This is a genomic window from Trichocoleus sp. ST-U2 (assembly GCF_039961875.1).
Classification (GTDB): Bacteria; Cyanobacteriota; Cyanobacteriia; order Cyanobacteriales; family FACHB-T130; genus FACHB-T130.
Genome location: NZ_JAMPJY010000017.1, coordinates 59,596 through 72,779 on the forward strand (window position 1 = coordinate 59,596; position 13,184 = coordinate 72,779).

Sequence of the window (13,184 nt, forward strand, 5' to 3'; positions counted from 1 at the left end):
CGAGTCAGTGAGAAATAGAGGGGGATAGGCGAGTGAAAGATAGAGTAGAGCGATTTGAAGATTTGATTGCTTGGCAAAAAGCTAGAATCCTTACAAAATCAACTTATCAAGTCACTCAACAGGGTGATTTTGCAAAAGACTTTGGGCTTTCTAGGCAAATTCAACGAGCAGCAGTCTCCATAATGTCTAATATTGCAGAAGGCTTCGAGCGAGGTGGTCGGGCAGAGTTTCATCAGTTTCTTTCTATCGCCAAATCTTCTTGTGCCGAACTTCGTTCTCAACTCTATGTCGCCTTTGATATTGGTTATCTCAAGCAGACTGAATTCAACCAGCTTTTAACACAGGCACAAGAAGTTGCTCGAATTACAGGCGGTCTTCGCGCTGCCGTTGAGAAACAAAAATACCAACAAAAAAGGACTGAGGACAGAGGATTGAGGACTGGGCTAGAAGAAAAGAAATATTTAAAAGCAGTCAATTTTTCTCCAGTTTCTTCTTACTTCTTCCTCTTTTCCTCAGTCCTCAGTCCTCAGCCCTCAACCCTCAGTCCTCACTCTTCAGTCCTCACTTCCTTTGCTCTTACCGGACGCTAATCGGTCGGGTCCGTTGAGGTTTATTGGGTTGGGCAAGGCGGGTGTTTTCCAAAGCTGCGATCGCGCGAGCATATTGGGGATCTTGCTGAGTTCCCACCAGTGATGGATTCGTCCCCAGACGCTTTCGCTGATCGTCGTTCAGGTCAATCTTGATATCCGGAGTCACCCCCTTGTGGCTGATATCCGTTCCTAGGGGCGTGTAGTAGTGGGCAATCGTGACCGCTAAACCCGAACCATCAGAGAGAGAATGTACCGACTGCACTAACGCTTTGCCAAAGGTTTGAGAGCCAATAATTGTGGCTCGACCATTATCCTTCAACGCACCTGAGAGAATCTCGCTGGCGCTTGCCGAGTTGCCATCTACCAGCACAGCCAAAGGCAACTGTGTCAGCGCCGTGCGATTTGTCGCAAATTCTTCGTTGTCTCCCTTGCGGTCTACGGTACGGACGATAGCACCTTTGTCCATCCACATCCGGGCAATTTCCACACTCGCGTGCAATAATCCACCCGGATTTCCCCGCAAATCCAATACAAAAGCATCTACTTTGTCGTTATTCAGGGATTGGATAGCGCGGCGCATCTGCTCTGCTGAGTGAGCGCTAAATTCATTCAGACGGATATAGCCAACGCGCAACTTGCCTTCCTGCTTGACCGACTGACGGACGGCTGCTATTTCAATCTGCGCTCTGGTCAATGTCACATCAAAGTCGCCTTTTCCGTCTCGTGACAGCTTAAGCTTTACTTTCGTCCCCACCTCACCCCGAATCAGGTTAGCGGCGGCTTCCACACTCATCCCTTTTGTGGCTTTGCCATCAATTGTCAAAATCTTGTCCCCAGTCTGAAGTCCCGCTCTCACTGCTGGGGAATTCTCAATGGGTTCTACGACGGTAAGAACCTGAGTCTTTTCGTTCAGTTCCAAGCGCAAACCGACGCCAGAAAGTTCGCCGGAAGTTTGACTGGTGAGGGCTTGGTACTGTTTAGGATCTAAAAAGCGGGTGTAGGGATCGCCTAAGGTTTCCAATGCTTCCCGAATCGCCTTGTAGGCATCTTCACGGGAATTATAGTTTTTGTTCAACAGCTGTTGCCGCTTTGCTTGCCAATCCACCTGATTAAAGGTGCCATCAACATACTCGCGGTTGACAATTTGCCATGCCTCATCGACGACTGATTTTGGACTTTCCTGTAGAGCAGCGCGAACGGAGGAGCCAAAGAAAGATAAAGCTGCTGTCGTGGCGATCGCTCCACCAAAGAGAGCAACATGGAGCAAGGAAAAGTTTTTTGGGGATGGATTCATGAACGGTGGCTCGAACGGGTGGGGTTTAATGTGTAGATACCGCGTGACGCCTGAAACGAACTATTTCTAAGATACTCAGGTTAATTAACCAGGCTGCATCAATTTTGTGCCAGTTCGCCCAGTGTCCTCCTTATTCGTCTCTGTAACAAGGATAACAGTCTAATTTAGCTAGACTCCCCTGCAAATTTTTGTCTACCTAAGTGTAATCGCCGCCAGAGTAAAAGAACAACAAAATCGCTTGGCTAGCTAAAGTAGTGTTAAGCATCGGCTAAATACCCTTCAAATTCTCAAAATGCCCGGAAAACGCAGAGGTAGTTCAACTGTGCGCGATCGCATCAACTTATCTAGGCGGGCTGGTTTCAGAAGATGGCGACAACTTCTAACACCAGGGATCGCTATCTTTAGCGTCATCTTGGGGACATGGTTATTAACTATTATGCTAACTTTGCGCTCTGCGGCGTCCGGTCCAGTAGATGCCTATTTGGTTTTAGGAGGTAGTATTCGTAGAGAAATATACGTAGCTCAGCTTGCAAAAGAATACCCGCAAACCCGCATATTAATTTCTCAAGGTTCTCCCGAACCGTGCATTTTGCTAATTTTTCAACGGGAAAATGCTCCCATAGAGCGAGTTTGGTTAGAAAAATGTGCAGACTCCACCTTTGGTAACTTCTACTATAGTGTGCCGATTCTACGCGAATGGGGAGTAAAAAAAGTCAAACTAATTACTTCCGGTACCCATCTACCACGAGCTAAGTGGCTAGCACAGATTCTCATGGGCGCTCAAGGCATTTGGGTAGAGCCAGAGATTGTTCCCGAACAAGGCATTCCTGGCAATCGAGAATCCTCTTTCAAGACAGGATTGGACTTATCTCGTAGTTTGTTGTGGGCAATGGTGAGTCAGGTTTATCAGCCTAAATGTTCAAAATTAATTCCCCTGAAGGATGTAGATATAAAAGATTGGCGTCGGCGGGGTTTTAAGTGCGAACACCAGGGGAATATTCAGTAGCGAGTCGCGATCGCATTCTCTTACCCAGCCGTAACAAATGCGATCGCCGACTCATTTTTTAATAAACCGCAGTTTGAGCAGCCATTGCTCGAATGGTAGACAAGGGAATTTCATAGAAGTACCTTTGGCGAAATTGTTCTTCTTGAACTGCTGCGATAAATTGTTCAATGGCTGTCTCTGCTTTCGGTAATTGTGCGTTCCCTAAATCAGAATGACCGGCATCTTCCTGGGAATGCCAAGTAATTTGAACCATCCAGTCGAGTTGTTTAACATGGAAGCCGAGATGAGAGATGGCTTCTAATCCGAGTTGGAGAGTGCGATCGCTAATTCCCAGCTTTTGGTGCAGTTGAGTATACGTCGCCTCTTGACCCGTGCGACTCAGATATTTGGCAATTCCTAACAGTTGCAGCCAGATTTGGCTGGGGGGAACGGGTTCTGGGGGAGGATAAGCGATCGCGAGGGTTTGATTCGCCTGAATTGCCCGCCTGAACCACACTTGCAGCTCATCCCAGCTACTGGGGCACTCTCGAACTGGCAGAACTGATAGCGCAGCAGTAGCAAGTGGGGACTCCTCACGACAGTCTAAAATCCAGTCTATCTGGTTCGGAGTGCCTAACTGCTGCGGCTGTTCTAAAGAACGCACGGCAATTATCCGCACTTCATAGTGAGGTCTAATCCCTTTATTAGGATTTTCGTAGCTATTAAAATCAAGCTCGACAATTGCATCGCATCTACCTTGGGGTAGCTCTTCCTTATAATGTCCCCACCAGATTCCGGAAAACCCAGTTTCGCAAGAGTTATCCCGAATTTTAAAAGTAGTTTTGATATATTGAACTTTTGCGCCTTTTAAGTCCTGAGTATTGCTATTCCAACTATTTTCAAACCAGCAATTTTGAATGAGCAGTTTTGGTACTGGATTGCCCATTCCGCAGGGTTCTAATAGTTTCAGTTCCCAAAATAAATCTCTTCCTAATTCACTGACCGTACACACCAAATCTGCCTGCACAATCGGCGCTAAAGGTGTCCCATCTGGCGTGCCCACAGAAGCTCGCAATTGCTGGTTAACAGCTTCTGTAAACAGGGGAATCTTATCAACTGGGAGACTCAACCCAGCAGCAAAGGGATGACCGCCAAATCGATGTAAGAGGTGTTCTTGCGCTTTCACCAACTGGTAAAGATCGACTTGATTCACAGACCGGGCGGAACCGCGTGCTAAAGCGTTTTCACTCAAATCGCCCTCTGTACTCAACAAAATCGTAGGACGCCCTGTTTCCTGTGCCACTTGCCCCGCCACTAAACCCAAGACACCGACAGGCCATTGCGTATCGCAAAGAACAATCACGCTAGTGGTTGATAAGTCCAACTGGCTTAATTTTTTATTAACTTCAGCGGCGACATCTTTTTGCAATGATTTACGACGGGCATTGGCTAATTCTGTTTCTAATGCCAACTGCTGACAGCGCTTCTCATCGCGGCTGGTAAGTAACTCCACACAGAAAGAAGCATCGCCTTGAATGCGGCTAACCGCGTTAATTCTAGGGCCAAGACCGAAAGAAATATCCGTTGGGCGATCGCCACTTTTCTGACACAATTCTAATAGACGAGCCACCCCAGGACGATTCCGCTTTTTGGTTTGCTGTTGTAGCACTGAAATTCCTCGCTGTGCCAGGTAGCGACAATCACCGCTTAACTGCACCAAATCGGCAATTAAACCAATTGCTACTAAATCCAATAAATCTTCTAACGGCTGTTGGGGAACATCCGGCAAAGTTTCATAAAGTGCTTCCACTAACTTATAGGCAACAGCCACACCTGAAAGGTGAAACATCGGATGGTCATTGGATAAGTAGCGAGGGTTGATGATAGCTGTCAACGCTGGACGTTCCTCTGGCAGGGTGTGGTGATCCGTGACAATTACATCAATCCCTAGCTGATGGGCATATTCAATTTCCTTCAGATTTGTGCTGCCAGTATCGCAAGTTACAATTAGCTTCGTTCCATCCTGAGCAAGGGCGTCAATTCCCCGTTCATTGAGTCCATGAGACTCGGTTAAACGATTGGGAATGTAATAAACTAGCTGCCGCTGCTGGCTAAAAAACTGTCCCAGTCCATCCCAGAGAACCGATGTTGCGGTAATCCCATCAGCATCAAAATCTCCCCAAATGGCAACTTTTTCCCCACCGTTACGGGCTTTGATTAATCGTTCTACAGCCCATTGCATTTCCTGCCCAAATTCAAAGGGACTTGCCGGGTGATACAACTGAGAATTTAAAAACCCTGACAATTGCTGAATATCGCGAATCCCCCGTTGCCACAACAGCTGTGCGGCATAATGTCCGGGTAATCCTGGGGCGTGGCGTCTGACTTCCTCAATAAATGCCGCTGGTGGTTCAACCGTTGATTGGATTTGCCATTGAAGTTGCTGCTGTGACATTTTTCTTTTTATCCCTCTTTCTGGCATCCTATCTCACAATAATTGCAAAAGAGATAAAAGAAGGGAGCGCTCGCCTTGGCAGATGTTGAGTTAAAAGCGATGTTTGGGCGATTGCAATTGTATTGTCAAGACTTATAAGACATTGCTACGTTATTCTCGTAGTAGTTAAAAGTGCAGGGAGTTTTATGCTAAGTGTAAATTTGGATCAAGAGACACATATATATTTATTATAAATTCTGGCAAAGGAAAAAACAACCAGCAGCGAACTACTAAAACACCTGCTTAGCCAGCATTGGCTAACTTTACAGCCTCGTAAGACCATCTTAGAGCGGATGAATGGACATCCTCAACATTTACTGATGGCTTTGGCAATCTATTTGATAGAAATACTTGCAATAAGATCATTGCCGAACGGATACAAGAACGCCATCAACAGCAATAGTTACCCAGAGATGAATTCATCTGCCGCGTTTTTGATTATCCTCGAACGAACTTCTCCTATCAATCTTATAGCCATTAATTGTGTACGTTTCGCCTGAACAATATCACCAATCTTAGGGAACTGCTGCCTAATTCTATCTTTAAGCTTTCCACTAATAGATAAAGCATCAATTGATTCTTCTAGTAAGCCACTTATGATGGATGTTGCTTGAACTTTTTGCCCACACTCAGGGCAAAACTTTGCATTGGGTGGTAAGTCCGCCGAACAATTAGCACATTGGTCTGATGCCTCTTTTAAAGCCCTTAAATAACTTTCAAACTGCGGATCGTCACCTGCAAACTCTTTAGAATATCTAATACTTAAAACCTTGATCGCCTCTGCCAAATCAGGCATTAAAAATGCTTTTTCTGTAACAAGAAGTGCAAGATGCACCATATATCTAAAACCAGTTTTTTTATCAGAAACAGCGATTGTTCCCTTGTTTGTTAGTACGCCTGAGTAGCATAAAATATTTAATGCTAGTTTAAGATTAGGCGACATATCACGTCGAACTGTGAAAAAAGCTGACTGGTAGTTATTTTGCTTTTGACGATGGTTTTTACTTCTAAGTTCTGGAATAATATAACTCCGTAATAAATCCATCCCAACACCAACATGGTGAGAAAACTTAGGGATTCTTTTGGATAAGTTTTGATGATAAGGAATAAGTTCTTTATCAATAAAATCCTGTACTGCTAACCTAACTGCCCTCTCAGAAAACCCTTCTTTTAATTGTTGAGCTTTTTCAAGAGTGCGATTCAAAATATGTAAAAATGCCCGAGGATTTCCTGTAGAAAGATAAATACAGATATCTAGTGTCTGACCTTTACTAAAAATCTTTTTACATAAAGAATTATCAGAATCTATGCGCTTTTTCAACATATCTCTAAAATTTTCTCTGATTGCCTGACGTCCTTCAATAGTATGGTCAAATCTATCCATTGGTATAGCTATCGCATCTTGCTCAGGTTCAAAGTTCTTTCCATAAGAAGTTATGCTTGGATAAACAGCTGCCTTAACGGCTATTGAACCGCCATGAATACGTTTAAATATTTCAAAGAAAATTTCTTGTTGTCTAGGAATAAAAGTGTGAGCGGCCTCATCAAATAAAAAGACTATCTTTTGTAGATCGAATTTTGCAATTATTTCCTTAAGAGTTTCCATTACATAGCCTAAATCGTTAACTTTATCAAAAAAATCATTTCCGATTTTAGCTATTATTTCTTCCTTATTTACTGCCATCGCTAGGTTTTGCAACTGATGGGCTTTTTCTTGCAAATATATTTTTGTCTCTTTAGGAGATTTTATACCAAACATTGCCTCGTATGGATCGATCACACTTTGATGACTAATCAAATCAAGAAAAAGAAGCTTTTCATGTAATTTTTCAAGGATTTTTGCACCTACCCAAGATTGGAAAGCATCCCGTTCCCCTACTTTAATTCCCTCTAGTAAGGTACTGGTTTGAAACGTAACATATACAGCTAACTTTCGATGTATCGTAAAGTCTCTGTCCATCTCGAATTCCGCTTGCCTAAGTAGCATAGACTTTCCAACGCCACGAGAACCTTCCAAAAGATGAGCGCCACCACCTTTTACAGTGTCTACAACTTTGCGTTCAAAGTTACCTAAAACTGTTAACTGCGGAATTTGGGTATAGACTAGATCCTCACATCTAGCAGCCTGTAGTAACTCTAAAACTTGTGAATTTTCAGACATTCTTATAATTTATTGCAATCGGGAAAGGGATGGTAATTTTTTTTCTAATTCAAAAAAACTGTCGCTAAATCGATTTCCCCACAGGTGTAACAGTATATTTTGGACTTGTGTTACTAGATCGAGATGCTTTTGCCAATCTACAGAATTATGATTAAAACGGTCGGGTAAAACAGACTCAAAGGTAGAAATTTTTCCATGTATTGTATTGCTAAGAATTCTATATATTTTCTTGCATTCTTCCACCTCAAATAGAAAGGCAGTAGATTTTTTATAATTTTCATTTAAAATAAATGATTTATAACTGGGACTATTGAGGTAATCAATCATTTCATTAAAGTTAAGATCCTTATCGTGGCACTTCCATCCCCAGAACTGATGAGGCATATCCCATAAGTATATGATAGCAACACCAAGCTCTAATACTCTACGAAGAAGAGTTTGAGCAGGTTTATCCAGGGAGCATCCAGCTAGATATACTGAAGTTACGACATCTGCAAACACCTCATCAAATATGGTTGTAATTTCTTTCTGAGATTGAGATAAATAGGGCTTTTCGCGTATAACTTGACCGAGAATAGCAAAGGCACGCGCTTTTATTTCTACTTGAGATAGTTTTTCTATATTTTCTAAAAGAGAAACGTTTAGATTTTGCCTTAGTTTCTCTTGAAGTTCTATGAAAATTTGGGTTGCTCCCGGACTTTGCTCCTCACTCAAGTCCATAATTTTACCTCTCTATTATTAGATTTATACATTAAAGTTGTTTGCAGATTACATACAACCACTACAACTCCTACAACTGTTTAAGAGGGAAAGTCTGACGCTAATATTGTAGCCGTAGGCTTATCCCTGGGATACAGTTAGCACAAACCAAAGACTTCTAGTTGATGGAACTTGATAATAAGTTGTCGAGGATTTGGACGGTCGCAATTTTCATTCAAGTACCCCAACTGCCAACTAATGAGCAGCAGTTGGGGATGAAAGACAACTAACGGACGATAATTACCCAGAGACTAGAGAAAAGCGCGATCGCCTTTTTGGAGGGTGCGTTTCTCTTAGCACCTTAAATTCTCACCTAATGAGGTAAGACCTGCTTTAATGCCTCCACAAGGCGATCCACAGTCTCTGGACGGCTGTTGAAGCCCATAAGACCCACACGCCAGACTTTACCTGCGAGTTCGCCCAGTCCGCCCCCAATTTCGATATTGTGTTCGTTGAGGAGTTGACGCGCGATCGCTTTCCCATCCACACCCTCTGGAATGCAAACTGTTGTCAGGGTTGGCAGGCGAAACTCTCGTTTAACGTGCATAGTAAGTCCTAAGTTTTCTAAACTTTCCCAGAGATACTCGACGTTCTTTTGATGGCGCGTCCAGCTATTTTCGATTCCTTCTTCTGCAATCAAACGCAACGCTTCCCGCAGAGCATAGTACAAGTTAATCGGGGCCGTGTGGTGATAGGTGCGTTCTTTGCCCCAATACTTACTCAACAACGTCATATCTAAATACCAGTTAGCCACCTTCGTGCCACGTTGTTGCAATTTCTCAATTGCACGGGGACTCATGGTAAACGGCGAAGCACCGGGAGGACAACCTAACCCTTTCTGGCTACAGCTATAACCTAAGTCAACCTTCCACTCATCTAGAAACAAGGGGACGCCCCCCAGACTGGTAACACTATCCACTAATAGCAGACAATCAAATTCACGACAGAGGTCACCGACTCCTTCTAACGGTTGGCGTGCCCCCGTGGAGGTCTCGGCATGGACTAAAGCCAGAATCGCAGGGCGATGAGTTTCTAAGGCGGTTCGGAGTTCGTCTATAGGGAACACTTGCCCCCAAGGTTTGGTAATCGTTCGCACATCCGCACCATATCGTCCTGCCATATCCACGAGGCGGTTGCCAAAGTACCCGCTAACGCCCACTAGAACCACATCACCGGGTTCGGTAACGTTGGCAATGGTTGCTTCCATTGCTGCCGTTCCCGTCCCGCTGACTGCAATGGTGAGGGGGTTTTCTGTCTGCCAAACATAGCGCAGCAACATCTGGATTTCGTCCATCAGTGCCAGAAATGCTGGATCGAGGTGCCCCACCGGAGGGGTATTCATCGCCTGAAGGACAGCGGGATGGGCATTGGATGGGCCTGGACCCAGCAGCAAACGAGTCGGAATTTCTAGAGGGGCGAGTTGCAGCCGAGTCGTGTTGTTAATTGAGGAGGTTAGAGTCATGATTGGTTCTAGGCTCGATCAAGCGAGGACTATTTTAGAGTCTAAAGGTTAGCTGAGTGCAAGTAACGCTACTGATATAGCAGTCTTAAATAATTCGTGAAGGCGAGATCCCGAACTTCTTTAAGAAGTCCGGGATCTGAAGGGCTGCCTCACAGCTCAAATAGAATTGCGATAAATCATCTAAGAGACTATTTTTGAAGAAAATCTGAAAGCAGAAACTTAAGGACTTGCTAGTGTTTTTAAAGTAGTCCTAAGGCTTTAAGACTGCGCCGGGTAATTTCAATGCGATTGACGCCATCATTATCATTTCGCATATCCATATTTGTGGCAAAGAAATAAACATTTTTGTTCTGTTCCAGATATCCCACAAACCAGCCATTCTCAGGATTCGTACTGTCCGTCCAGCCAGTCTTTCCGCGCAGCACATAGTCTGGAGTTTGTTCGCGTACCATAATATCTTTGACCAAATCTAAGCTGCGTTGGGAAAAGGGTAAGTCGTTGCGATAGAGACGTTGCAGAAACTCAATCTCTTGTTTGGGCGTAATTTTTAAAGGACCATCTAACCAAAATCGATCGATTTGCTCAGATGTCCCAATTTGACGGTTTCCATAGCCGACTTGATTGATAAATTTCTGCATCCGTTCGTGCCCAATTTTCCGAGCCAAAATTTGGTAGAACCAAACCGTTGAGTCTTTGAAACCTTGGCGCAGGTTAGTGTCTCGGTTCCAAGCTGCGATGTTCCGTTGAATGCCGTCCCAGGTTAAAACAGTCACCTCATCTCGAATCACCCCTGTTTCCAATGCCACAAGCGCGTTGAAAATCTTGAAGGTTGAAGCGGGGAAGAATGCCGTTGAATTTCGAGGCGCGTTATGTTCGTAGAATTGGTTTTTATTTTGGTCATAAACCACAATTGACCCTTCAATGCCCAGTTCTCGGAAAGAACGCCCTAGGTCTATCCCTTGAGTTGTAGTGATTTCCGAAGTTGGTTGAGGTGGCTGAGAGTTCGCAGCAGTGCCGAGGAAACCGCTAATGGTCAATAGCGCCACGAGGCTAGCAATGGCGATCGCGATCGCTAAGGGCACTTGCTTAATTCGATACATCAGGATTTTCCTTACGTGATTTTCAAACCAGTCGTAATACAGGAATGGGTTTGGCGATTCCAGAAATCTAGTTAGGTATCTGGGTCGTGCTGGCAGCAAATTCAAGTATTGCGACTGTTCTGGAGATACCAGGTATTGAGCGCCAGTTGATGCACCTCGCGCCAGGGAAGGTTATTTGCCTTCGCTAATTCGGCACAATCTTCGTATTCTGGCTGCACATTCGCGATCGCTTTCTGGTTAGGATGCCCCGTCCAGGCAACCTTGACGCGAACGAAGCCATATTCTGTCAGAACCTGTTGAATTTCTCGCTGCAAAATCGAGCGTTGCTGTGTCTGACGCCGGATGCCGAGTGTCGTCGTTTCTCGGAATAAGATCGCTTCGCAAGCGGATATTTGTTCGGGATGGCAAATAACCGTCAGCAAAATGCCAGGACGAGACTTTTTCATCCCTATCGGTTGAGTGAAGACATCCACCGCACCGGCGTTAAACAGTGCCTCAAACACATAGCCGATGGCTTGGGGACTCAAGTCATCAATTTGGGTTTCCAGCACCGAAATTATTTCTAAACAGGGGCTTTCGGAAGGCTGAATGAATCCCGACTCTTGTAGAGAGGCAAATCGCGTCTCTACACCCTCGCCAATCCAGAGGCGTAGAATATTGGGAATCGGTAACTGACGGGAACCGGCACCATTTCCAACCCGCTGGATCGTCATGGGGGGTGGAGATCCAAAGCCGGTGGCAAGCGTACACGCGATCGCTGCTCCAGTCGGTGTCACCAGTTCCCGATCGATCCCATTACTATAAACTGGCACCTGGCGAGATTCCCACAACTTTAATACAGCCGGTACCGGCACCGCTAGCTGACCGTGAGCTGCTCTAACCATCCCGCCACCAGTGGGGAGTGCCGAACAGTATAGTTCGTCAATCCCCAACCAATCCAAGCCCAGACAAGTGCCGACAATATCTACAATGGCATCAGTCGCCCCGACTTCATGAAAATGAACTTCTTCTGGGGGAATGCCGTGAACCGCTCCTTCTGCGTCTGCCAGCCGTTGAAACACTGCCAAACTAGACGCCTGTACTCGTAACGGAAACTCTGCTGCTGCAATCAACTGGACAATTTCTGGCAAATGCCGCGTCGGGGAATGAGAATGAACCCGATCGCCATCGTAATGCTGATGCCCACCATTTTGCCGGTGATGTTCGTGGTGGTGATTTGAATCGGTGCGATCGCGATCGCTCAAATCTACGTGAAATTTAGTAGCTTGCTGACCGTTCCGGTGAACGTGTTCGGCTCGTAACTGGTATTCTTGGGAAATTCCCAGCCTCTTGAGCTTTTCTATCAAATAATCTAGGGGAACTCCCGCATCTACAAGTGCCCCCAGGCACATATCACCGGCAATTCCTGTTGGACATTCTAGATACGCTAGCTTGTTCATAAGGAGTAATCAGGAGTCAGGAAAAATTCTGGATTCTGAATTCTGTAGTCTCAGTTCTGGATTCTGCATTATGGCGACAATCTACAATATCCATCCTGATACACCGCAAACTCGTGGAATAGAACAAATAGTAGGTGCCCTAAGAGCAGGCGCTGTGATGCTATATCCCACTGATACTGTCTACGCGATTGGCTGTGACCTAAATGTCAAGTCAGCGGTGGAGCGTGTGAGGCTCCTTAAGCAGCTATCTAATGATAAGCCCCTGACGTTCCTGTGTCCGTCTCTGTCCAACATTGCCCAATATGCCATCGTCAGTGATGTCGCTTATCGGATTATGAGGAATTTAATTCCTGGGACTTACACGTTTCTGCTACCCGCCACCAAATTAGTGCCGAAACTGGTGATGAGTCCTAAGCGCAAAACGACGGGTATTCGGGTTCCGGAGCATACAGTGTGCCAGTCGCTGTTGCAGGCATTAGGCAATCCGATTATTTCCACCTCAGCTCACCTCGTGGATGAGAATGGCAACGCCCCAACCCTAGGGTTGGAGAAGGCAAAATTGTTTGACCAGCTAGACAAGCTAGTCGATCTAATTGTGGACATTGGCTCGGAACCAGGAGATGGGGTTTCCACAATTTTAGATTTGACAGATGAGGAACCTGTCATCGTCCGGCGCGGTCTGGGATGGGAGGCTGCAACGGCTTGGGCGACATCGGTCAGTTGATTTTAGATGAAAGATTAAAGATTAAAGATTGAGTTAAAGCTTTTACATCCAAAATCCCCAATCGCTAATCTAAAATCCCTTTGCGAACTAAAGACAATTAACTACAGCCTCGGCACTAGGGAATTCGGACGATAACCCTACCAGCAATCCACTTCCTGGATTGTCCACTTAACACC

At 45.2% G+C, this 13,184-nt stretch carries 9 protein-coding genes and 1 pseudogene; 3 read left to right on the forward strand and 7 right to left on the reverse strand.

The features are described 5' to 3' along the window. Window positions 1–32 precede the first annotated feature (32 nt). Window positions 33–401 (forward strand): annotated as a pseudogene (locus NC996_RS13585) (four helix bundle protein); the annotation flags it as partial. 175 nt (window positions 402–576) lie between these two features. Here the strand turns inward: NC996_RS13585 and ctpB are convergent. After that, the gene (gene ctpB, locus NC996_RS13590) at window positions 577–1,884 is read right to left on the reverse strand and encodes a carboxyl-terminal processing protease CtpB (RefSeq protein ID WP_190414839.1); all 1,308 of its coding nucleotides are present in this window, start codon (window positions 1,882–1,884) and stop codon (window positions 577–579) included. A 292-nt stretch (window positions 1,885–2,176) separates the two neighbouring features. Here ctpB and NC996_RS13595 point away from each other — a divergent pair, with 292 nt between their 5' ends. After that, complete coding sequence (locus NC996_RS13595; RefSeq protein ID WP_190689164.1) at window positions 2,177–2,890, forward strand: YdcF family protein; 714 nt, start codon at window positions 2,177–2,179, stop codon at window positions 2,888–2,890. Between the two features lie 58 nt (window positions 2,891–2,948). Here NC996_RS13595 and recJ read toward each other — a convergent pair whose 3' ends face one another. The 6 genes from recJ to larC form a co-directional block, all read right to left on the reverse strand. Then, window positions 2,949–5,324, reverse strand: coding sequence for a single-stranded-DNA-specific exonuclease RecJ (recJ, locus tag NC996_RS13600; RefSeq protein ID WP_190689168.1), 2,376 nt, complete (start codon window positions 5,322–5,324; stop codon window positions 2,949–2,951). A 442-nt stretch (window positions 5,325–5,766) separates the two neighbouring features. After that, the gene (locus NC996_RS13605; RefSeq protein WP_190689171.1) at window positions 5,767–7,524 is read right to left on the reverse strand and encodes a zinc ribbon domain-containing protein; all 1,758 of its coding nucleotides are present in this window, start codon (window positions 7,522–7,524) and stop codon (window positions 5,767–5,769) included. A 9-nt stretch (window positions 7,525–7,533) separates the two neighbouring features. Next, window positions 7,534–8,244, reverse strand: coding sequence for a hypothetical protein (locus NC996_RS13610; RefSeq protein ID WP_190689174.1), 711 nt, complete (start codon window positions 8,242–8,244; stop codon window positions 7,534–7,536). Window positions 8,245–8,596: 352 nt separating this feature from the next. Beyond that, entirely contained in the window at window positions 8,597–9,745 is a 1,149-nt protein-coding gene (locus NC996_RS13615) for an alanine--glyoxylate aminotransferase family protein (protein WP_190689177.1), read from the reverse strand. A gap of 239 nt (window positions 9,746–9,984) precedes the next feature. Beyond that, entirely contained in the window at window positions 9,985–10,845 is an 861-nt protein-coding gene (gene blaOXA, locus NC996_RS13620) for a class D beta-lactamase (RefSeq protein WP_190689180.1), read from the reverse strand. 101 nt (window positions 10,846–10,946) lie between these two features. Further along, window positions 10,947–12,284, reverse strand: coding sequence for a nickel pincer cofactor biosynthesis protein LarC (gene larC, locus NC996_RS13625; RefSeq protein ID WP_190689183.1), 1,338 nt, complete (start codon window positions 12,282–12,284; stop codon window positions 10,947–10,949). A 70-nt stretch (window positions 12,285–12,354) separates the two neighbouring features. On the opposite strand from larC, the gene NC996_RS13630 reads away from it, so the two are divergent. Further along, a complete protein-coding gene (locus NC996_RS13630) occupies window positions 12,355–13,008 on the forward strand; it encodes an L-threonylcarbamoyladenylate synthase (RefSeq protein ID WP_190414847.1) in 654 nt (217 codons plus the stop codon). Window positions 13,009–13,184: the final 176 nt, after the last annotated feature.